Raw genomic sequence first — 22,093 nt, 5'->3', positions numbered from 1 at the left:
CCACGCGTGCCCGCTGCGCGCCCCGACGCCGGTGCCGTCCCGCGCCGCGGCGATGAACTGGGGAGCACGCTGATGCCGGACGGACTGCCGACCGAGATCGATCTGACCAGGCCGAGCGCGGCCCGGGTGTACGACTACTTTCTGGGTGGAGCGCACAACTTCGAGATCGACAGGCAGTTGGCGGAGCAGATCGCCAGCATGACCCCGAATCTCGCCGCCACCATGCGCTCCGGTCGGGAGTTCCTGCGCCGGGCCGTCCGGGTGCTGCTCGACGCCGGCATCGACCAGTTCCTCGACATCGGCTCCGGAATTCCCACCGTGGGCAACGTGCACGAGGTGGCGCAGGGGGTGAACCCCAAGGCCCGCGTCGTGTACGTCGACATCGACCCGGTGGCGGTCGCGCACAGCCGGGAGTTGCTGGCTGGCAACGACCTGACCGGGGTCATCCACGCCGATCTGCGTGAGCCGGAGCGGATCCTCACCGAGACCCGACAGCTCGGGCTGATCGACTTCAGTCGTCCGATGGGCATCCTGCTGGCCGGGGTGGTGCACTTCATCCCGGACACCGACCGGCCCGAGGCGATCCTGGCCACCCTGCGGGCCGCGGCCGCGCCGGGCAGCTTCCTGGTCGTCTCCCACTCCACCTTCGAGGACCAGCCGCAGGAGATGCTGGACGCCCAGCGCCTCTCCGCCCGCACCGCCACCGAGATCACCCTGCGCTCGCGCGCCCAGGTCACCGGCTTCTTCGGCGACTGGACGGTGCTGGAACCGGGCGTGGTGCACATGCCGCTCTGGCGCCCGGACTCACCGTCCGACGTGGACGAGCACCCGGAGCGGTTCGGCGCCTTCGGGGGCGTCGCCCGGTACGACCAGCCCGCCGGCTGATCTCGTGGCCGCCGTCCCGGACCCCACCGGGGTCGGTTCCGGCCGGGACCCCGCCGGGGTCGATGCCGGTCGGGCGGACGCCCGGGGGTACGCCGCCGACTGGGCCCGCGCGGTGCGCCGGCTCGGTTTCGTGCCGCTCAGCGTGGCCGAGACCGAGCGGCTGCTGCTGGCGCACACGATCCGGTTGGCCCAGGCGGTACGGGCGGAGCCGTTCAGTGCCCACCCGGCCGAGGAGGTCGGGCGGGCTCTGGTGGAGGCGCACCTCACCGAGCCGCAGGCCCTGGAGTGGACGCTGCACGCGCTCGGCGCGACCTTCGGGCGTCGGGTGCTGTGCGACGGTGACCGGCCGGCCGACCTCGCCGACCGGATCGCGGCGGTGCAGGGCGGGCTGGCCGCCGGGTTCGCCCGTGCGTTGCGCGACCGCACCTTCAGCCAGCAGGAGCGGATCGCCCGGTCCGCCTGGCAGGCGCGCGACGAGGTCGAGCAGGCGCTCCGCGAGAGCGAGGCACGGTTCCGGGCGGTGTTCACCGGCGCCGCGATCGGGATCGGGATCGCCGGCGTGGACGGTCGGATCATCGACGTCAACCAGGCGTTCGCCGACATGCTCGGCTACTCGATCGAGGAGTTGCGCGAGATCAACGTGGCGGCGCTGTTCCACGCCGACGACGCCGCCGGGATGTGGGAGCTCTACCAGGAGCTGATCGAGGGAAAGCACGACGCCGCCCGGGTGGAGAAGCGCTACCACCGTAAGGACGGCACAGTGGTCTGGACGGATCTCGCCGTATCGCTGATCCGACACGATGGCCGGCCGCGATTCACGGTCGCGATGATCGAGGACATCACCGAGCGGTACGAACTCCAGCAGCGGCTGCGCTTCCAGGCGCTGCACGATCCGCTGACCGGGTTGCCCAACCGGACGCTGTTCTTCGAGACGCTGGGTCGGGTACTCGACACCGCGGGCGCCGGGCAGCGCGTCGGGGTCTGCTTTCTTGACCTGGACGGCTTCAAGGCGATCAACGACAGTCTCGGCCACGACCTGGGTGACCGGCTGCTCGTGATGATCGGCCGGCGGCTGGCCGCGTGCGTGGCCGACCACGGCCACCTGGTCGCCCGGATGGGCGGCGACGAGTTCGTGATCCTCGTCGACGGAGGGGACGACACCGACGACCCGGTCGCCGTCGCGGAGGCCGCGCTGGCCGCCGTCGCGACCCCGGTCCACGTCGGTGAGCACCAGTTGGCCGTCTCGGCCAGTGTGGGCATCGTGCACTGCCCGGCCTCGGAGACCAGCGCGTCGGAGCTGATGAAGGCCGCGGACACCACGCTCTACTGGGCCAAGGCGGCGGGCCGAGGCCGGTGGGCGGTCTACGACCCCGAGCGCGGTGCCCGGGACATCGCCCGCTCGGCGCTTGTCGCTGGGCTGCCCGCCGCACTGGAGCGGGGCGAGTTCGTGCTGCACTACCAGCCGATCGTGTCGCTGCTGGAGGGCACCATGCTCGCTGTGGAGGCGCTGGTCCGTTGGGAGCATCCGGAGCTGGGCCTGATCGGGCCGGACCGGTTCATCGGTCTTGCCGAGGAGACCGGCCTGATCGTCCGGCTCGGCGAGTGGGTGCTGCGGCGGGCCTGCGAAGACGCCGAACGGTGGTGGCGGGAGTTCCCCGACGCCAGGCTGGTGGTCAGCGTCAACCTGGCTGCCCGGCAGGCCGACGAACCGGCCATCGTGGACACTGTCGCCGACGCGTTGCAGACCAGCGGGCTACCCGCGGAGCTGCTCCAACTGGAGCTGACCGAGAGCGCCGTGATGGGTAGTGCCGGTGAACCCCTGCGCAGCCTGCACCGGCTCGCCGCGCTCGGCGTCCGGCTGGCCGTGGACGACTTCGGCACCGGGTACTCCAACCTGGCGTACCTGCGTCGGTTGCCGATCCACTGCCTGAAGCTCGCCGGTCCGTTCGTCGAGGGCATCCGCGCGGACGGGACCGACGTGGCCGCCGACCACCGCGACGAACGGATCGTCGACGCGTTGGTCCGGTTGGCGCACGCCCTGGAGTTGTGGGTCACGGCCGAGGCGGTGGAGACCGGCGTGCAGGCCGAACGGCTGCGGGCGCTGCGCTGCGACACCGGGCAGGGCCGATACTTCGGTGCGCCCGCCCCGGCCGAGGTGATCACCGCCCGGCTGCGCGGTAGCGGAGCTTTGGAGTGAGTGGGGGACCGCTCCGGTCCGAAGGGTGGCGACGGAGGATGGCGGCGTGGACCTGACGGACTCGCAGACGGCGGTGACGGTGGTGGCCGGGCTGGCCATCCTGGCCGGGTTGGCCGGCGTGGTGGTGCCCGGTCTGCCGGCGCTGCCGCTGTGCTGGGGCGGCGTGCTGCTCTGGGCGATCTTCGGCGGCGCCGGCCTGGGTGGCTGGGCGGTGTTCGCCGCCGCCACCCTGGTCGCCGGGGGTGGCGCCGTGATCAAGTACGCGTGGCCGGGCCGGAATCTGAAGCGCACCGGTGTGCCGACGTCCACGCTGCTCGCCGGCGGGGCGCTCGGCATCATCGGGTTCTTCGTGGTGCCGGTCGTCGGCCTGGTGCTCGGCTTCGTCGCCGGGGTGTGGGCGGCCGAACGGCTCCGGCTGGGCAGTAACCAGCTCGCGTGGCCCTCCACCGTGCAGGCCCTGAAGGCCGCCGGCCTGTCGATGCTGGTGGAGTTCCTGGCCGGCCTCCTGGTAGCGGCCCTCTGGGTAGCCGGCCTCCTCCTGACCTGACCCACGCTTTTCCCGCGTTGATCAAGAGCTTTCGGTCAGGCGCGGTCGGAAATCTGACGCAAACCTCTTGATCGCGAGGGGGAGTGGGGCGCGGGGCACTTTTCGGGTACGGCGGAATGGCCGTACGTGAGAGAGAGGCGTGCCCCGCGCCACCGGGTCGGGCGGTCCGAGCGCCCGGGGTGGGCCCTTGTCGGGCCTGGTCACCGGTCCAGGATGCCGGCCGGGGAGGCCGATCGGCAACGCAATTAGCCCGACGGCGGTGAGATTCCCACCGACTACGTATTGACCGCCTTGATCGGCCGGGTCGACACTTTGCCCACTCGCACGCGGAACCACCTCAGGGAGGTGTGCAGTGGCCACGACGCCCGTGCCGACCGCCGAGCAACCGATGGACGAGGATGCCCGACGGCTCGCCGAACTCGGCTACAAACAGGAGTTGCGCCGCAAGTGGAGTGGCTTCTCCAACTTCGCCATCTCGTTTTCGATCATCTCGATCCTGGCCGGTTGTTTCACCACCTTCGGTCAGGCATGGAACAACGGCGGGCCGGTCGCCATCTCCTGGGGCTGGCCGCTGATCTCGCTGTTCATCCTGATCATCGGCTTCTGCATGGCGGAGCTGGTGTCGGCGTACCCGACCGCGGGCGGGATCTACTGGTGGGCGGCCACCATGGGCCGCCCGGTGCACGGCTGGTTCACCGGCTGGCTGAACCTGATCGGTCTGGTGGCGGTCACCGCCTCGGTGGACTACGGCTGTGCGACGTTCCTCAACCTCACCCTGTCGGCGCTCTTCGACGGCTGGGCCGGGACACTGCGTCAGGCGTTCGTCCTCTTCGTGATCATCCTGGTGCTGCACGGGCTGATCAACATCTTCGGGCACCGGATCATCGACGTACTTCAGAACGTCTCGGTCTGGTGGCACGTTGCCGGCGCGGCCGTCGTGGTCGCCATCCTGGTCTTCGTGCCCGACAACCACCAGAGCTTCCAGTTCGTGTTCACCGAGCGGTTCAACAACTCCGGCTTCGGCGACGGGGACATCGGCGGGCTGACGTTCTGGTTCTACGTGCTGCCGCTGGGCTTCCTGCTGACCCAGTACACGATCACCGGCTTCGACGCCTGCGCGCACGTCTCCGAGGAGACCCGCGGCGCCTCCCAGGCCGCGGCCCGCGGACTCTGGCAGTCGATCTTCTACTCGGCGGTCGGCGGCTGGATCCTGCTGCTGGCGTTCCTCTTCGCGGCCACCGACGTCGAGGCGGTCAACGCCGCTGGCGGCTTCTCCGGCGCCATCTTCGAGTCCGCGCTGACCCCGGTCTTCTTCAAGATCGTCATCATCATCTCGACCATCGGCCAGTTCTTCTGCGGCATGAGCTGCGTGACCTCGATGAGCCGGATGGCGTACGCGTTCAGCCGGGACCGTGCCGTACCCGGATGGCGGCTGTGGTCGACTGTCGACCGCAACGGCACCCCGGTCAACGCGATCATCGGCGCCACCCTGGCCGGCCTGGTGCTGACCCTGCCGGCGCTGTACGAGAGCTCCGCCGGTATCCCGATCGCCTTCTACGCGGTCGTCTCCGTCGCGGTTCTCGGGCTCTACCTGTCGTTCCTCATTCCGATCGCGCTCCGACTGCGGATGGGCGACCGGTTCGTCCCGGGGCCGTGGACGCTGGGCCGCAAGTACAAGCTGCTCGGCTGGATCGCGGTGATCGAGATCGCGATCATCGCCGTCTACTTCGTGCTGCCGATCGTGCCCGCCGGAGTGCCCGGCAACGACGAGTTCACCTGGTCGGCGGTGAACTACGCGCCGCTCGCCGTCGGCGGGGTGCTGCTGGTGGTCGCCGTCTGGTGGTACGCCTCGGCCCGCACGTGGTTCACCGGCCCGGTTCGTACCGTCGAGGAACCCGGGGTGGCGGCCGACCCGGCGCGGGCCGACGGCCCGGTCTGATCGGCCTCCGGCGGGACGGGCGGTGCTGCCGTCCCGCCGGCCGTCGGTCGGGTTTGCCGCACGTGCCGCCGGGGGCATTGACGGTGATCCGGTTTGCCAGTAGACCTTGGTGATGGAGGCCCGCGAATGAGGAAAGCTCCGCTCACGCTGGAACAACTGCGGGTCGCCGTCGCCGAGGGCGAGATCGACACCGTGGTGCTGGCCCTCGTCGACATGCAGGGCCGGTTGCAGGGCAAGCGGTTCCACGCGCCCTTCTTCCTCGACCAGGTGGTGACCAACGGCAGCGAGGGCTGCAACTACCTGCTCGCCGTGGACGTCGACATGAACACCGTCGACGGGTACGCGATGTCGAGCTGGGAACGCGGTTACGGCGACTTCGCGATGGTGCCGGACTTCGCCACGTTGCGCCGGGTGCCCTGGCAGCCCGGCTCCGCCCTGCTGCTGGCCGACCTGACCTGGCTCGACGGCTCGGGTGACGTGGTCGCCTCGCCCCGGCAGATCCTGCGCCGGCAGCTGGACCGGCTGGCCGAGCACGGGCTGACCGCGTACGCCGGCACCGAGTTGGAGTTCGTCCTGTTCCGTGACTCGTACGAGGACGCCTGGCAGCGTGGCTACCGCGACCTCACTCCGGCCAACCAGTACAACGTCGACTACTCGCTGCTCGGCACCGCCCGGGTGGAGCCGCTGCTGCGCCGCATCCGCGTCGAGATGGCCGGCGCGGGGCTCACCCCGGAGAGCGCCAAGGGCGAGTGCAACCTCGGGCAACACGAGATCGCCTTCCGGTACGACGAGGCGGTGGCCTGCGCCGACCACCACGTGATCTACAAGAACGGCGCCAAGGAGATCGCCGCCCAGGAGGGGATGGCGATCACCTTCATGGCCAAGCCGAACGAGCGGGAGGGCAACTCCTGCCACATCCACTTCTCACTGCGGGACCAGTCCGGCTCGTCGGCGATGCTCGGCGACGGACCGGCGCACCTGTCGCAGACCGGGCAGCGGGTGCTCGCCGGGCTGCTGGCCACCATGCGGGAGTTCAGCCTGCTCTTCGCCCCGAACATCAACTCCTACAAGCGCTACCAGCCGGGATCGTTCGCCCCGACCGCGCTGCGCTGGGGTGTCGACAACCGCACCTGCGCGCTGCGGGTGGTCGGGCACGGGCAGGGCATGCGCGTGGAGAACCGGGTGCCCGGCGCCGACGTCAACCCGTACCTGGCGATCGCCGGGCTGGTCGCCGGGGCGCTGCACGGCATCGACGGCGAGCTGGAGCTGGGTGCGGAGTGCACCGGCAACGCGTACGACGACCCGGAGGCCGAGCGGGTTCCCGGCACCCTGCGCGACGCCCTGGCCCTCTGGGAGGGATCCACAGTGGCCCGCGAGGCGTTCGGCGCGGAGGTGGTGGCCCACTACGCCAACCAGGCGAGGGTCGAGCTGGCCGCCTTCGACGCCGCGGTGACGGACTGGGAGCTGACCCGTGGCTTCGAACGCCTCTAACTCCCCCTCCCCACCCCCACCCATCGCCCGGTCGATCATGGAGTTGTGGCGGGCGGAGTGTGATGGATCGCGGCTTTCGTGGGGCACCACAACTCCATGATCGGCAACGAAGGGCGGGTGGGTGACGGTGGCTTTGGTTGTGGATCCGGCTTCTGGGGCTGGGTTCCGGGAGGTAGCTGGGGCCTCTCTTGGCGAGGTTGACGCGGCCATCTCGCGGGCTGCCACGGCGTTCGAGACCTGGCGTCAGGTGGGGGCGGGGGACCGGGCACGGTTGCTGCGGCGGTTCGCCGCCGTGGTCGATGCGCATCTGGACGAGTTGGCAGCGCTGGAGGTGCGCAACTCCGGGCACACCGTCGGCAACGCCCGGTGGGAGGCGGGCAACGTCCGCGACGTCCTGGACTACTACGCCGGCGCGCCCGAGCGCTTGACCGGGCGGCAGATCCCGGTGCCCGGCGGGTTGGACGTCACCTTCCACGAGCCACTCGGTGTGGTCGGCGTGATCGTGCCCTGGAACTTCCCGATGCCGATCGCCGCCTGGGGGTTCGCCCCGGCGCTCGCCGCCGGCAACACCGTGGTGCTCAAGCCCGCCGAACTGACCCCGCTCACCGCACTGCGCCTGGCCGAGTTGGCCCGCGAGGCCGGTCTGCCCGACGGCGTCTTCACCGTCATCCCGGGTGAGGGCTCGGTGGTGGGGGAGCGCTTCGTCACCCACCCGGCGGTCCGAAAGATCTGCTTCACCGGCTCCACTGAGGTCGGCACCCGGATCATGGCCGGCTGCGCCGCCCAGGTGAAGCGACTCACCCTGGAGTTGGGCGGCAAGAGCGCGAACATCGTGTTCGCCGACGCCGACCTGGAACGCGCCGCCGCGACCGCGCCGGGCGCGGTCTTCGACAACGCCGGCCAGGACTGCTGCGCGCGGTCGCGGATCCTGGTCCAGCGTTCGGTGTACGACCGGTTCCTGGAACTGCTCGAACCGGCGGTACGCGCGGTGCGGGTCGAGGACCCGTCGCGCGACACCGCCGAGATGGGCCCGCTGATCTCCGCCGCCCAGCGGGACCGGGTAGCCGGTTACCTCGCCGGGGCGAAGACAGCTTTCACCGGCTCCTGCCCCGACGGCCCCGGGTTCTGGCACGCGCCCACCGTGCTGCTGGCCGACTCGCCGGCCGACCGGCACTGGCGGGAGGAGATCTTCGGCCCGGTGGCGTCGGTGCTGCCGTTCGACGACGAGGCGGACGCGGTCCGGCTCGCCAACGACACCGAGTACGGCCTCTCCGGCTCGATCTGGACCCGCGACGTGGGTCGGGCCCTGCGCCTGGCCCGCGCCGTCGACTCGGGCAACCTCAGCGTCAACTCGCACTCCTCGGTGCGCTACTGGACCCCGTTCGGCGGGATGAAGCGCTCCGGACTCGGCCGCGAGCTGGGCCCGGACGCGCTGCACTCATTCACGGACGTCAAGAACGTGTTCATCGCGACGGAGGAGTGACGCCAGTGCAGGGTCGGTTGCAGGACCGGGTGGCCGTGGTCACCGGGGCGGGCAGTGGCATCGGGTTGGCCACCGTGCGGCGGTTCGCCGCCGAGGGGGCCCGGGTGGTGTGCGTGGACATCGACGCGGCAGCCGGTACGAAGGCCGCCGAGGAGTGCGGCGGAGAGTTCGTGGCCACCGACGTGGCCGACGAGGTGGCGGTGCGTGACCTGTTCCACGGGGTGGCCGACCGGTACGGCCGGGTGGACGTCGCGTTCAACAACGCCGGCATCTCACCGCCGGACGACGACTCCATCCTGGACACCGGCCTGGACGCGTGGGAGCGGGTGTTGCGGGTCAACACCACCAGCGTCTACCTGTGCTGCAAGTACGCCATTCCGCACATGCGTCGGCAGGGCAAGGGCTCGATCATCAACACGGCCTCGTTCGTGGCGTTGATGGGTGCGGCCACGTCGCAGATCGCGTACACCGCGAGCAAGGGCGGGGTGCTGGCGATGACCCGGGAGTTGGGTGTGCAGTTCGCCCGTGAGGGCATCCGGGTCAACGCTCTCTGTCCCGGCCCGGTGGCCACCCCGTTGCTGCTGGAACTCTTCGCCGCCGACCCGGAGCGGGCCGCCCGTCGGCTGGTGCACGTGCCGATGGGCCGCTTCGGGCAACCGGAGGAGATCGCCGCCGCGGTTGCGTTCCTGGCCAGCGACGACGCCTCGTTCATGACCGCCGCGCAGTTCGTGGTCGACGGCGGCATCACGGGCGCCTACGTCACGCCGCTGTGAGCGCGAGGAGTGAGCCGGGTTTGCGAGCCCCGCAGTCGCGAACCCGGCCAGCCCGGAGCCGACGGCCGCTGATCGGGGTCAGCGCGTACGTCGAACCCGCCGACTGGGCGGTCTGGCGGGGTGTGCGGGCGGTGCTGGTGCCCGAGGCGTACCCGCGGGCGGTGGCGGCCGCGGGCGGCCGGGCGGTGGTCCTGCCACCGGACGACGTGGACGCGGACGTGGTGGCCGTCCTCGACGGGTTGCTGTTGGCCGGTGGCGCGGACGTCGGCCCGGGGCGGTACGGCCAGCCGCCCGACCCCCGTACCGAGGACCGGCCGGACCGGGACGCCGGCGAGTTGACAGTGTTGAAAGCCGCGCTCGCCGCCGAGGTGCCGGTGCTGGGCGTGTGTCGGGGGATGCAGTTGCTCGCTGTCGCGTACGGCGGCACTTTGCACCAGCACCTGCCCGACGTGGTGGGTCACGAGGCGCACCGCCCGGCGCCCGGGGTGTACGGGGCGCACGCGGTGCGGTTCGCGCCGGGGAGCCTGGCCGCCTCGGTGCTGGCCGGTGTCGACCAGGTCAACTCGTACCACCACCAGGCGGTCGCCGATCCGGGCCGGCTCACGGTGACCGGTTGGGCGGGGGACGGCGTGGTCGAGGCGGTGGAGGACCCGGCCCTGCCGTTCGTGCTCGGAGTGCAGTGGCATCCGGAGAACGAGTCGGATCCCCGCCCGATCACGGCATTGGTGCAGGCCGCCGGCCGGCGGGTGTGACTGGGATCGCCCCCACCCGTCGATGGCACCGGTGGGAGGATCGGCGCATGGGCAAGGTTCATCCGGAAATCGACCGTCGACTGCGTGACTTCATCGTGGCCCAGCCGCTCTTCTTCGTGGCGACCGCCCCGTCCGGGGTCGAGGGGCACGTCAACGTGTCACCGAAGGGCATGCGGGGCACGTTCGTGATCCTCGGCCCGCACCGGGTGGCCTACCTCGACTATCACGGCAGTGGGGCGGAGACCATCGCCCACCTGCGGGACAACGGCCGGATCACGCTGATGTTCTGCGCCTTCGACGGCCCGCCGAAGATCGTCCGGTTGCACGGTCGGGGCAGCAGCGTCGCGGTCACCGAGGACGCCTTCGCCGATCGGCTCGCCGAGTTTCCCGCACCGCCGGACGTGCACGCCGTCCGGGCGGTCATCACCGTCGAGGTGGAGCGGGTCAGTGACTCCTGCGGATACGCGGTGCCACTGATGGACTTCCGGGCCGAACGTGACCTGTTACTCACCTCACACTCTCGCCGCAGCGCCGATGATCTGGTCGTCTACCGGGCCACCAAGAACGCGGCAAGCATCGACGGACTGCCGGTCTTCTGACTCGTCAGGGCGCTCCCGGCCACCGTCGTTCGACGCCGCCGACCATCCGCGCTGTCCGGTGCCCGACGGTCCAGGCGTACGTAACCAGCGTCCATCGCTCGTGATGCGTTACGTTGCTGGTCCGCTGGGGTACAAGTCGGAGCACGGCGGGTGAAGATCAACGGTCGAGGGGTACGGCCGGAGCGGGAGGCTGCATGAGCTCGGCCCAGGGGGGCGCGGACATCGGGCATGCCGCTCTGTCCGGCCGCGAGACCCCTCCGATGCTGGCGGCCGCGTTCGCGGCCGGCGGTGAGATGGGTGGCCGGCTGGCCTCTTTCGACTGGTCCTCCGGCCCGCTGGGCGAGCCCGGTCAGTGGCCCCCGGCGCTTTCCAACGCGGTCGGGATGATGCTCGCCTCCAGCGCGCCGATCGTCATGTTCTGGGGCGACGAGCAACTCGCCTTCTACAACGACGCCTACCGGCCGACGATCGGTGACAAGCATCCAGACGTGATCGGCCAGCCGGCCCGCTCCTACTGGGCGGAGACCTGGGCGGTGCTCGGCCCACTGCTCGACGGCGTCCGGAGCACCGGACGCTCCTACCGCGGCGAGGACCATCCCTTTCTGCTGAACCGGCACGGCTTTGTCGAGCAGACCTACTTCAACGTCTCGTACGACCCGATCCGCGGTGACGACGGCTCGGTCAGTGGCGTCTACTGCATCGTCAGCGAGACCACCGGGCGGGTGCTCGGCGAGCGTCGGCTGCGGGCGCTCTCCGAGCTGGGTGCCGAGCTGAGCGACATCGGCAGCGCCACGGAGCTGGGCCGGATCGCCGCCGGGGTGCTCGGCCGGCACCGGGCGGACGTGCCGTTCGCCCTGATCTACCTGGCCAACGGAAGCGGGCAGTTGACCCTGGCCGGCTGCACCGGAACCACCCCGCCCGCCGTCGATGTCACGTCGCTGCTGGGCGCGTTGACCGTCGATGGCGGGCCCGCCACGGTCGAGGCGGCCGATCTGCTCGACGCGTTGCCGCTCGACGCCGCCGACCAGGCGCTCGTGCTGCCGCTGACGGTGAACAACCAGACGGTCGGCGCGCTGATCGCCGGCGTGGCCCGCCAACTGCCGCTCAGCGACGACTACCGGGACTTCCTCGGCCTGGTCGCCGCCCAGATCTCCCGGGCGGTCGGCGCCCAGCGGGCGTACGAGGAGGAGCGGGCCCGCGCCGCCGAACTGGCCGCGCTGGACCGGGCGAAGACGAACTTCTTCGCCAACGTCAGCCACGAGTTCCGTACCCCACTGACCCTGGTGCTCGGCCCGCTGGAGGACATGCTGGCCGACCCGGAGCTACCGGCCGCCGAGACCGACCGGCTCACCATGATGCACCGCAACGCGCTGCGCCTGCTCAAGCTGGTCAACACCGTGCTGGACTTCTCCCGACTGGAGTCCGGCCGGCTCGCCGCCCGCTACCAGCCCACCGACCTCGCCGGTTACACCGCCCGGCTGGCCAGCACCTTCCGCTCGGCGACCGACCGGGCCGGGCTGCGACTGGTGGTGGACTGCCCGCCGCTGCCGACACCGGTCTTCGTCGACCGGGACATGTGGGAGAAGATCGTCCTCAACCTCGTGTCGAACGCGCTCAAGTTCACCTTCGACGGCGAGATCCGGGTGCGGATCCGGGCCGTGGAAGGCGCCGCGCGGCTGGAGGTGACCGACACCGGCATCGGCATCGTGCCGGACGAACTGCCGCACGTCTTCGAACGGTTCCACCGGGTGCCCGGGGTGCGGGCACGCACCCACGAAGGCACCGGCATCGGCCTTGCGCTGGTCCGGGAACTCGTCGAGATGCACGGCGGTGAGGTCGGGTTGACCAGCAAGGTCGACGAGGGCAGCACCTTCACGGTGACCGTCCCGTTCGGCTCGGCGCACCTGCCGGCGGACCGGGTGGCGTCGTTCGACCCGCTGCCCGTGGGTGAGCCCGAGCAGGCCCGGCTCTTCGTGGCGGAGACCGCGCTCTGGGCCGGTGTCGCGTCGGCACCCGAGCTCGACCGGCAGCCGGCGAAGGGCACCTCGGCTGGCCGGATCCTGGTCGTCGACGACAACGCCGACCTGCAGGAGCACGTGAGCCGGCTGCTCTCCCCGACCTGGGACGTGGTCACCGCCAACGACGGGCTCGAGGCCCTGCCGCTGGCCCGCGAGGGCGGGGTCGACCTGGTGCTCACCGACGTGATGATGCCCCGGCTGGACGGGTTCGGGCTGGTGAGCGCGCTGCGCGCGGACCCGCGTACCCGGCACGTGCCGATCGTGCTGCTCTCCGCCCGCGCCGGTTCCGCGGAGGCCGTCGCCGGTCTCGCCGTCGGCGCCGACGACTACCTCACCAAGCCGTTCTCCGCGCAGGAGCTGATCGCCCGGGTCCGGGCCAACGTCGAGCTGGGCCAGCTGCGGGGGCAGATCATCCGCCGGCTCCGCGCGCTGGCCGACGCGGCGGTGGCGGTGAACACCGCCCGATCCACCGCCGACGTGCTCCAGGTCGCCGCCCGACACGCGTTGAGCCTCGCCGAGGCGGCTCGGGTGGTGGTCACCGCCGCCGAGGTGCGCTTCGAGGCGGACGGCGGCGGCACCACCGCGGCCGACCCGTCCTTCGTGACCGAGCTGACCGGCACGACCGGCAAGCAGCTCGGTGAGCTGCAGGTCTGGCGGGCTGCCGGCGACGAGGCGCAGGCCGACGACGCGGCGTTGACCCAGCTGGCCCGGCTGGTCGGGGTGCGACTGGAGAACGCCCAGCTCTACGAGGCCGAACACCGCATCGCCACCACCCTCCAGCACAGCCTGCTGCCCCGGTCGCTGCCTCAACTGCCCGGCGCGGTGGTGGCCAGCCGTTACCTGCCCGGCAGCGCCGACGTCGAGGTCGGCGGCGACTGGTACGACGCGATCGCGCTGAACGGCGACGAGCTGGTGCTGGTCATCGGCGACGTGGTCGGTAAGGGCGTCCGGGCCGCCGCGGCGATGGGGCAGCTGCGCAACGCGCTGCGGGCGTACGTGCTGGAGGGCTTCGACCCGGGCGAGTCGCTGACCCGGCTCAACCGGCTGGTCGGCTCCACCGAGGGCCGATCCTTCGCGACCGTGGTCTGCCTGCTGTTCAACCCCCGCACCGGTCGGCTGCGGTACGCGAGTGCCGGTCACCCGTCCCCACTGTTGATCACCGGAGGCGACGTGGCGTTCCTGCACGACCGGGCGCTCGGCCCACCGGTCGGCGCTCTTCCCGGCGCGACGTACGAGTCGGTCGAGGGCGAGTTGCCGGCCGGCACTCGACTGCTGCTCTACACCGACGGGCTGATCGAGGACCGTCAGCTCGGCATCGATGCCTCACTGGCCCAGCTGCGCATCGACGCGGCCATCCCGAGTGAGCACGTGGTGGACCTGATCGACGCTGTCGTGGAGCGGGTCACCGGACGGCCGCGCCGCGACGACGTGGCGGTTCTCGCCCTGGAGGCGGCGGAGCTGAACCGCTTCGCGCTGCGGCTACCGGCGGACCCGACCCGGCTCAGCGTGCTTCGAAAGCGGCTGGAGGACTTCCTGATCGCGCACTCCGTCGGCGAGACCGACCTGTTCGACCTGACCGTCGCCGTCTCCGAGGCCGCCGCCAACGCCATCGAGCACCCGGTCCACCCCGCCGAGGCCATGATCAGTGTGGAGGTGGCCATCGAGGATCGGACGGTGACGGCCACGGTGCGCGACAGCGGGCAGTGGCGGGAGTCGACCGGCTCCGGCTTCCGGGGCCGCGGCCTGGCTCTGATCAAGGCGCTGGGTGAGCTGTCGGTACGGCGTACCGCTGAAGGCACCGAGGTGACGCTGCGCCGGCAGTTGCAGGACTGACCGCGCGCCCGGCGGCGGCCGGGTGCCTAGGCCGGGTCGAGCCAGCTCTGCTCGCCGAGGCCGGAGATCTCCAGCACCCGACGGACCTGCCGGGACGGGCGAACGGTGAGCCGGCCCGGACGCTCCTGGGCAAGCCGGACCAGGGCGTGGATGGCGGCCGAGTCGAAGAAGGTGACTGCGCTCAGGTCGAGCGTGATCTTCCCGGCGGGCTCGCGCAGCGCCGTCTGGAGCATCGTGTCCGCGGTTGCCATGTCGACCTCACCGGCCACCACGACGTGGAGGTGGTCACCGTCGATCTCGGCGCTGGCGGAGAAGACGGGCGGCGCTCCCCCTTGATCCACGCTGACACCATGGCACAGCCACCCTGGCAGGGCAACAACCTCCACCGGGCGGCCGTGGCGCGGGTCACCAGCGGCCCCGGCGATAGGCTTGCGGCATGACCGTCCGTCCGCCGCTGACACCAGGCACGCTCTCCCCGATGCGACCGGTGCCACCCCAGATCGCCCGACCCGAGTACGTGGGCAAGGCGCGTCCGCGGGAGTGGCGTGGCTCGCACGTGCAGACGCCGGAGACCATCGAGAAGATGCGGATCGCCAGCCGGCTCGCCGCCCAGGCGACCCAGCTCGCCGGCGAGCACTGCAAACCCGGCGTGACCACCGACGAGATCGACAAGGTGGTGCACGAGTTCCTCTGCGACCACGGCGCGTACCCGTCGACGCTGGGTTACAAGGGCTTCCCGAAGTCCTGCTGCACCAGCCTCAACGAGGTCATCTGCCATGGCATCCCGGACACCACGGTCCTGACCGACGGCGACATCATCAACGTCGACGTGACCGCGTACATCGGCGGGGTGCACGGTGACACCGACGCCACCTTCTGCGTCGGCGAGGTCAGCGAAGAGGCCCGCCTGCTGGTCGAGCGGACCCATGAGGCGATGATGCGCGGCATCCGCGCCGTCGCCCCGGGGCGCCAGATCAACGTGGTGGGCCGCGTCATCGAGTCGTACGCCAAGCGGTTCGGTTACGGCGTGGTCCGCGACTTCACCGGCCACGGCATCGGCGAGGCCTTCCACAGCGGCCTCTACGTGCCGCACTACGACAGCCCGCGCCCCACGGACATCATGGAGCCCGGCATGACGTTCACCATCGAGCCGATGATCACCCTCGGCACCTACCAGTACGACATGTGGGACGACGGGTGGACCGTGGTCACCAAGGACCGGAAGTGGACGGCGCAGTTCGAGCACACCATCGTGGTGACCGACGACGGCCACGAGATCCTGACCCTTCCGTGAGCGCGAGGAACGCAGCGAAGCGACGTCCCGCAGTCGCGAACGAAGGGTGGGCGCCGTGACCGACACCCCAGCGGCGCTGCGCGAGGCGCACCACGCGGACGTCTCCGGCGGCTGGCTACGCCCCGCCGTCTTCGGCGCGATGGACGGCCTGGTCACCAACATCGCCCTGATCGCCGGCGTCGGCGGCGGCGGGGTGTCGCCCCGCAGCATCGTGCTCACCGGCAGCGCCGGCCTCGTCGCCGGTGCGATCTCGATGGGCCTCGGCGAGTACACCAGCGTGCGCTCCGCCAACGAGCAGGTCGCCGCCGAGGTGGCCAAGGAGCGACGGGAACTGGAACGACACCCCGAGGCGGAGGCCCGGGAGCTGGCCGACGCGTGGGTGGCCCGGGGCCTGCCCCGGGACCTCGCCACCCAGGTCGCCGAGGCGGTGCGGCGCGACCCGGAGGAGGCGCTGCGGGTGCACGTCCGCGAGGAGCTGGGCGTCGACCCCGACGACCAGCCCAGCCCGTGGGCCGCGGCGATCTCGTCGTTCCTGTTCTTCTCGATCGGCGCGCTGGTCCCGCTGCTGCCGTACCTGCTCGGCGCCACCGAACTGTGGCTGGCGCTCGCCGTCGGCGGGCTCGGGCTGTTCGCCGCCGGTGCCGTGGTGGCCCGCTTCACCCGCCGTCCCTGGTGGACCAGTGGGCTGCGCCAGCTGCTGCTGGGCGCCGCGGCGGCCGGCGCCACCTACCTGATCGGCTCGCTGATCGGCGTACCGGGCGGGCTGTGACGCGCCTCAGGTGCTGAGCAGCTCGTCGATCGTGCCGTCGACCGCACGACCACGGGCGGCCAACTCCTCGGCCTGCCGGGCCAGCACCACACCCACCTCGGTCATGTCCGCGCCGGCCAACCCGGTGCGCCGCACCGCGTCCCCCGGGTCACGGAAGTAGGTGCGACTCAGCAGACCGTTCACCGTGGCCGCCGCCAGCCGGGCCTCACCGAGCATCAGCAGAGCCTGATCGGTCTCGTACCACTCGGCGAGCCGGGCCGCCCGGGAGTGCGCCGCGCTGCCCCGGTACCACGCCTGGCGGGCCGCGGTGCTGAACTCCGCCGGCCGGGCCCGAGCCAGCCGACCGAGGTGCTCGTCGCGCAGCGTCCGCAACCAGCCCGTCGGATCGTGCAACGCCTGCGTGGTGACGTACCGGTCGGCGGTCAGCGGCCAGAGCGGGGAGAGCACCCGGGCCTGGGCCAGGTAGTCCTCGGCGGCGGCCACTGTCAGATCGACGAGCACCCCGTCCACCCGCCGGGTCGCCGGCGGCGGGCCCGTCCCGGGTCGATAGGTGACCACCAGCATTCCCGCCTCGCGGTCTCCGCCGCCGTCGTCGTCCCCGTGCGCCAGAGGCCCGTGCACCGCGATCGCGAGCGCATCGGCCGGAAACCGCCGTCGGACCGCCTCGGCGACCCGCTCCGCGACCGTCCACCGCCGATCGTCGACGCCCCGGTCGACACCGGTCAGCTCACTCACCGGACCAGCTCTGTTCGCGGCTGCGGGGCTCGCAACCCCGGCTCACTCCTCGCGCTCACGGGACCACCTCGCCTTGGCTACCGAGCGTCAGCCTAGCCAGCCGACGGCGGAGCTTCGGGCGCGCCGCGCCCGGTCGGGGCCAGCCGGAAGATGTGGATCTCCCGGCCGCCGGCCCGCCGCACGTACGTGTGGTACGCGGGCCACGCGGTGACCAGCAGCTGCCACAACCGGTCCCGTTCGGCACCGGAGGCCCGCTCGGCCCGCACCGCGACCCGCCGGCCCTTCACGTCCACCTCGGCGGCGGGATCGGCGAGCAGGTTCATCGCCCAGCCGGGATGGTGGGTCTGCCCCCAGTTGGAGCCGATCACCACGTACGCGTCGCCGTCGGGCACGTAGAGCAGCGGATTGCTGCGGGGCTTGCCGGAGCGGCGGCCTGTCGTGGTGATCAGCAGGGAGGGGAGCAGGCCGAGCGCGACCACCCGACCCCGGGTGAGTCGACCAACCATCCGATCGGCCGGAACCAGCAGGCGCGCGGTGGCGCCGAACCAGCGATGATGACCGACTCGACGGACGACATTCGTGAGCACTGGCACGCCGATCAGTCTGCCGGCTGCCCGGCCCCGGCGGCACCCCCGCGCGGTCCCCTTTCGGTCGCCCGGCGGATCGGTCAGTCCAGCCGCCGCTCGATCGGCAGGCGGGCCCGGGTGAACAGGCCCGCCCCGAGCATCGCCACCACCGGCACCAGCACCAGGACCCCGAGCGCGGGCCACGGCACCAGAAAGGGGTACGGATCGGATACCGGCCAGGCACTGGCGTACTGCCGGTTCACCGATACCAGCACGATCGCGGCGGTGCCGAGGCCGGCCACGATGCCGAGCACCGAACCGAGACCGGCGATGACCCCGGCCTGGCAGATCGCCAGCAGCCGGCGTACCGCCGGGGCCGCGCCGACGGCCGCGAGGGTGGTCAGCTCGGCGCGCCCCTCGGCGGCGGCGAGCGCGGTGGCGATCCCGGCCGCACCCACGGTGATCAGCCCGGCCGCCGCCGCGAGCAGGAGGAGCAGCGGTGAGACGTCGCGCGGGGCCCCGCCGTACTCCACGCCCAGCGACAGCGTCCCGAATGGCCGCAGGGCGGCGGCGAACCGTGCCTGTTGTTCCTCGTCGGGCGGAGTCGTGGTGCCGATCACCCAGCCGGTCTGGGACCAGCTCAGGCCGAGTTGCCGGGCGGCGGCCGCGGACAGCAGCAGACGGGACTGGCCGACTGCCCGGGGCAGCGCGTACCCCGGAAGGTCGCGGACGGTGAGCGGCCGGTCCGGGCCGGCGTCCACCTCGCTGACCCGGACGGTCACCAGGCCGTCGTGCAGGTAGCGCGGGTCGGTCACCACCACGCCGCCGGCGCGCAGCACGGCCGTGGCGGCGGCGGTCGTCGTCGGGTCCACGCCGGTGAGCAGGGGGAGCGCGGTCCCGTCGTCGACTCCGGGTTCCACGTAGCCGCCGAAGTAGTCCGCCTCGCGGAACTGGCAGCGGGGATCGGCACGGGCCTGCTGGCGTTGCGCCGCGGGGAGTTGAACGCCGGGCTGCCAGGGGCAGGCCCGGGCCAGCGGGAGCACTGGCGCGATGTCGCAGTAGCCGGTGCGCCCCGGCCCGCAGTTCGGTGTCTGCACCGGGGCGACAGCGCCGACCCCGAGTTGATTCCGAGCCGCGTCGGTGATCTGAGCCAGTGTCGGCTGCTGAGCGAAATTGATCGGGTTGACAAGTACGTGGCCGGTCGGCAGCGCCGGCCGGTAGGCGCGTGCGTCGCGGGCGCCGTCGCTGGCCAGGTATCCGCCGAGCGCGACGCTACTGGCGACGGCGGCCATCACGGCGCAGATGGCCGGTGCCGCGGCGGCCCGGTTGCGGCTGGCGTCGCGCAGCGCGATCCGTGGTGCGAGCGGCAACACCCGGCCGAGGCGGGCGAGCGCACCGAGCAGCGTGGGCGTGCAGCAGACCAGGCCCAACTCGCCGAGGATCAGCCCGGTGAGAACCACCGCCGGGGAAGTCTGGGTGGCCCCGAACGCCGCCAACCCCGCCCCGCCGACCACCAGCGTCAGTCCGAGAGCCAACCAGCGGCCCGGGGATTTCGCTGGGGTGCGCCGCCCGGCGAGCCCGGCGCTGACGTCCTGCCGCGCGGCGGTCCACGCCGGTGCCAGCGCGGCGAGCACCCCGGCCAGCACCGCGACCCCACCGAGCAGGACCAGGGCGCTCGGCCAGCAGCGGTAGCCGCCGAAGCGTGCGCTGAAGACGTACTGCTCCATCAGCGGACGACCGGCGAACGCCGCGCTGACGCCGACCAGCAGGCCGGCGGCGGCCCCCAGCACACCCAGCACCACACCGTCGGCCAGCACGACCCGGCGAAGTTGGGCGGCGTCCCCGCCCGCCACCGCAACCAGCGCCAGGTCCCGTCGCCGGCGACGAACTCCGACGGCGAAGGCGGGCCCGACCAGCAGGACGACCTCCAGCAGCCCGAGGCCGGCGATCAGCACGCCGGTGCTCAGGTCGTTCGGGTTGCCGCCCATGATCGACCCGAGCCACGTCCGGTCCGCTCCGGTCGCCGAGCCGATCCGGTGCCGCGCGGTGACCACCACCCCACGGTCGTTCAGCCGGGACACCAGCCCTGCGTCGACGGTGCCCGGCACGTCCGCCAACCAGACGCTGTCCGGCTCCGGGCCGGTCGACGGCGCGGCCCCCGGGTGCAGCGCCACCACCGGTCCGAGATCGTCGGGGAACTCGACCACCCCCACCACTGTGTACGCCCTGCTTCCGTCGGCGGCGGCCACGGCGTGGCCCAGGCGCAGGTCCAGGCGCCGCAGCGCCACCGGACTGACCGCGACCTCGCCGGGCTGCTGCGGTGCCCGGCCGGACCGGAACCGCACCAGCCCGCGGGCCAACGGGTCGGTGAGGTCCAGCACCCGACCGTTCACCACCTCGTCGCGGTGCGGGCCGCGCAGGGTCAGCGGGACGCGCGGACGCACCTCGGTGACCCGGCTGCCCGGCCCGAGCAGCGCGGTCAGCTGGGCCGCAGTCACCTTCGAGGGGGGCTTGCCGTCGGCGGTGGTGTACCAGCCCTCACCCCACTCGTCCTGCCCCACCGGGGCGTCGGCGATCCACTGGAGTTGGGCGTCGGCCACCCCGAGCCGGCGGTCGACGCGTTCCTGTGGGGTCAGCTCGGCCATGTCGTAGCTCGCCGCCAGGAAGGCCAGCGCCGCCACCGGCATGGCGATCATCGCGAGCACCAGGGCGGTCCGTCGCCGGGACCGGCGTGACTCCCGCCGGGCGATCCGCAGCGCCGCCCGCCAGGACCCGCTCAGCTCGGCGAACCGCCGTCGGCCGACCGGGGCGGGCGGCGCGACCGGCCGCGGCGTCGCGGTGTCGGCCCGCCCGGTAGCCCGCGTCGGACGGCGAACGGTCACCGGTCGCTGCCGGACAGCAGCTGCTCGACACTGCCCAGCGGCGCCGTCGTGTCGACCAGCACGCCGTCGCGGAGGAACACCACCCGGTCGGCCCAGCCGGCGTGCCGCGCCTCGTGGGTCACCAGCACTCCGGCGGCCCCCGCGTCGATCCGGCGGCGCAGCAGGTGCAGCACCGCCTCACCGGTCTGGGAGTCCAACGCCCCGGTGGGCTCGTCGGCGAGGACCAGCCGGCGTTCGCCCACCAGCGCGCGGGCGATCGCCACCCGCTGCTGCTGCCCGCCGGAGAGCTGGTCCGGGAAACGGTCACCCAACGCGGGCAGGCCCACCTCGGTGAGCGCGGCCATGGCCAGTGCGCGGGCCCGACGTCCGCTGGTCCCGTCGAGTTCCAATGGGAGCGCGACGTTCTCCAGCGCGCTCAGGCTGCCCAGCAGGTTGAGCTGCTGGAAGATGTAGCCGATCCGACGGCGGCGCAGCTGGGCCAGCCCGCGGCGGTCCAGGGCCCCCAGCGGTTGCCCCTCGACCCGGACCTCGCCGCCGGTCGGACGGTCCAACCCACCGGCGAGAGCCAGCAGGGTCGATTTGCCGGAGCCGGACGGCCCCATCACGGCGACCAACTCGCCGGGCCGGACGACCAGGCTGACGCCGCGCAGCGCCTGCACCGCCGCCGGGCCGGCGCCGTGGGTGCGGTGGACGGCGCGTAGCTCCAGCACCGCGTCGTCCGATCCGCTCACCGTCTTGCCTCCTCGCCGGCCCATCGAGCCGCATCCGGCTCGGCAGCGTCATCGGGTCGGGGAGCGGGAGGCGCCGGGCCGCTGGGTTGGTGCCGGACCAGACTGGTCTCGCAGTGGTCCAGCCAGCGCACCTCGGCCTCGGCCTGGAACACCATCGAGTCCAGCACGAGGCGCCAGGGAAGGTCCTCCGGCCGGTTGCTGCCGTACTTCAACCGGGTCAACTCCTGAAGGGCCCGCATCGTCGCGCTGCGTTGGGCCTGCACCACCGACCGGACGTCGACCCCGGGGGTGGTCAGCGCCAGCGCCAACTTGATCGCCAGCTCGTCGCGGGGTCGGTCGGTACGGCTGATCGGGGTGGCGAACCACAGCGCCAGGTCCGCCCGGCCGGCGTCGGTGATCTCGTACGGGCGCTGCCCGGCCTCGCTCTCCGGCAGCGGGCGCACCAGACCGTCCCGTTCCAGCCGGGACAGCGTGGTGTAGACCTGCCCGATGTTCAGTGGCCAGGTCGAGCCGGTCGACTCCTCGAACGCGGCGCGCAGCTGGTAGCCGTACATCTGGCCGCGTTCGAGCAGGGCGAGCAACCCGTGACGGATGGACAT

General features: G+C 72.2%; 18 protein-coding genes. 12 read left to right on the top strand and 6 right to left on the bottom strand.

Annotated elements, in window-relative coordinates:
• Nucleotides 1-72 precede the first annotated feature (72 nt).
• From ABTW72_RS17240 to ABTW72_RS17195, 10 genes are all read left to right on the top strand, one after another.
• Nucleotides 73-885, top strand: a complete 813-nt coding sequence (locus tag ABTW72_RS17240; RefSeq protein WP_350859855.1) for an SAM-dependent methyltransferase — start codon at nucleotides 73-75, stop codon at nucleotides 883-885.
• 4 nt (nucleotides 886-889) lie between these two features.
• Nucleotides 890-3,082, top strand: a complete 2,193-nt coding sequence (locus tag ABTW72_RS17235; protein ID WP_350859852.1) for a putative bifunctional diguanylate cyclase/phosphodiesterase — start codon at nucleotides 890-892, stop codon at nucleotides 3,080-3,082.
• A 46-nt stretch (nucleotides 3,083-3,128) separates the two neighbouring features.
• Nucleotides 3,129-3,629 carry a DUF456 domain-containing protein gene (locus tag ABTW72_RS17230; RefSeq protein ID WP_350859849.1) on the top strand — a complete coding sequence of 167 codons (501 nt, stop codon included), beginning with the start codon at nucleotides 3,129-3,131 and terminating at the stop codon, nucleotides 3,627-3,629.
• 352 nt (nucleotides 3,630-3,981) lie between these two features.
• A complete protein-coding gene (locus tag ABTW72_RS17225; RefSeq protein ID WP_350859847.1) occupies nucleotides 3,982-5,568 on the top strand; it encodes an amino acid permease in 1,587 nt (528 codons plus the stop codon).
• Nucleotides 5,569-5,694: 126 nt separating this feature from the next.
• Nucleotides 5,695-7,059, top strand: coding sequence for a glutamine synthetase family protein (locus ABTW72_RS17220; RefSeq protein WP_112699918.1), 1,365 nt, complete (start codon nucleotides 5,695-5,697; stop codon nucleotides 7,057-7,059).
• A 127-nt stretch (nucleotides 7,060-7,186) separates the two neighbouring features.
• Nucleotides 7,187-8,542, top strand: a complete 1,356-nt coding sequence (locus ABTW72_RS17215; protein WP_502892214.1) for an aldehyde dehydrogenase family protein — start codon at nucleotides 7,187-7,189, stop codon at nucleotides 8,540-8,542.
• 5 nt (nucleotides 8,543-8,547) lie between these two features.
• Nucleotides 8,548-9,315, top strand: a complete 768-nt coding sequence (locus tag ABTW72_RS17210) for a 3-oxoacyl-ACP reductase (protein ID WP_350859978.1) — start codon at nucleotides 8,548-8,550, stop codon at nucleotides 9,313-9,315.
• Between the two features lie 20 nt (nucleotides 9,316-9,335).
• Complete coding sequence (locus ABTW72_RS17205) at nucleotides 9,336-10,067, top strand: gamma-glutamyl-gamma-aminobutyrate hydrolase family protein (RefSeq protein WP_350859841.1); 732 nt, start codon at nucleotides 9,336-9,338, stop codon at nucleotides 10,065-10,067.
• 47 nt (nucleotides 10,068-10,114) lie between these two features.
• Nucleotides 10,115-10,666 (top strand): pyridoxamine 5'-phosphate oxidase family protein, encoded by a 552-nt coding sequence (locus ABTW72_RS17200; protein ID WP_350859838.1) that lies wholly within the window; start codon nucleotides 10,115-10,117, stop codon nucleotides 10,664-10,666.
• Between the two features lie 194 nt (nucleotides 10,667-10,860).
• On the top strand, nucleotides 10,861-14,517 hold the full coding sequence (locus tag ABTW72_RS17195) for a SpoIIE family protein phosphatase (RefSeq protein WP_350859835.1): 3,657 nt from the start codon (nucleotides 10,861-10,863) through the stop codon (nucleotides 14,515-14,517).
• A gap of 26 nt (nucleotides 14,518-14,543) precedes the next feature.
• Here ABTW72_RS17195 and ABTW72_RS17190 read toward each other — a convergent pair whose 3' ends face one another.
• Nucleotides 14,544-14,858 (bottom strand): STAS domain-containing protein, encoded by a 315-nt coding sequence (locus ABTW72_RS17190; protein ID WP_350859832.1) that lies wholly within the window; start codon nucleotides 14,856-14,858, stop codon nucleotides 14,544-14,546.
• A 95-nt stretch (nucleotides 14,859-14,953) separates the two neighbouring features.
• Between ABTW72_RS17190 and map the strand changes: the two genes are divergently transcribed.
• Together map and ABTW72_RS17180 are read left to right on the top strand one after the other, a co-directional pair.
• The gene (map, locus tag ABTW72_RS17185) at nucleotides 14,954-15,811 is read left to right on the top strand and encodes a type I methionyl aminopeptidase (RefSeq protein ID WP_091400357.1); all 858 of its coding nucleotides are present in this window, start codon (nucleotides 14,954-14,956) and stop codon (nucleotides 15,809-15,811) included.
• A gap of 55 nt (nucleotides 15,812-15,866) precedes the next feature.
• Complete coding sequence (locus ABTW72_RS17180) at nucleotides 15,867-16,580, top strand: VIT1/CCC1 transporter family protein (RefSeq protein WP_328650517.1); 714 nt, start codon at nucleotides 15,867-15,869, stop codon at nucleotides 16,578-16,580.
• A gap of 6 nt (nucleotides 16,581-16,586) precedes the next feature.
• Here ABTW72_RS17180 and ABTW72_RS17175 read toward each other — a convergent pair whose 3' ends face one another.
• From ABTW72_RS17175 to ABTW72_RS17155, 5 genes are all read right to left on the bottom strand, one after another.
• Nucleotides 16,587-17,315 (bottom strand): nucleotidyltransferase domain-containing protein, encoded by a 729-nt coding sequence (locus ABTW72_RS17175; RefSeq protein WP_350859829.1) that lies wholly within the window; start codon nucleotides 17,313-17,315, stop codon nucleotides 16,587-16,589.
• A 92-nt stretch (nucleotides 17,316-17,407) separates the two neighbouring features.
• Nucleotides 17,408-17,908 (bottom strand): nitroreductase/quinone reductase family protein, encoded by a 501-nt coding sequence (locus ABTW72_RS17170; RefSeq protein WP_350859826.1) that lies wholly within the window; start codon nucleotides 17,906-17,908, stop codon nucleotides 17,408-17,410.
• A gap of 74 nt (nucleotides 17,909-17,982) precedes the next feature.
• Entirely contained in the window at nucleotides 17,983-20,763 is a 2,781-nt protein-coding gene (locus ABTW72_RS17165) for an FtsX-like permease family protein (protein ID WP_350859824.1), read from the bottom strand.
• Nucleotides 20,760-21,518, bottom strand: a complete 759-nt coding sequence (locus ABTW72_RS17160) for an ABC transporter ATP-binding protein (RefSeq protein WP_350859821.1) — start codon at nucleotides 21,516-21,518, stop codon at nucleotides 20,760-20,762. Before ABTW72_RS17160 ends, ABTW72_RS17165 begins: the two co-directional genes overlap by 4 nt.
• Complete coding sequence (locus ABTW72_RS17155) at nucleotides 21,491-22,093, bottom strand: PadR family transcriptional regulator (RefSeq protein WP_350859818.1); 603 nt, start codon at nucleotides 22,091-22,093, stop codon at nucleotides 21,491-21,493. Before ABTW72_RS17155 ends, ABTW72_RS17160 begins: the two co-directional genes overlap by 28 nt.

The sequence above is a fragment of the Micromonospora sp. NPDC127501 genome (assembly GCF_040302185.1).
In the GTDB taxonomy this organism is placed as follows: Bacteria; Actinomycetota; Actinomycetes; order Mycobacteriales; family Micromonosporaceae; genus Micromonospora.
Note: the sequence above shows the minus strand (reverse complement) of the source record. Positions and strands in the feature narration are given on the sequence as shown.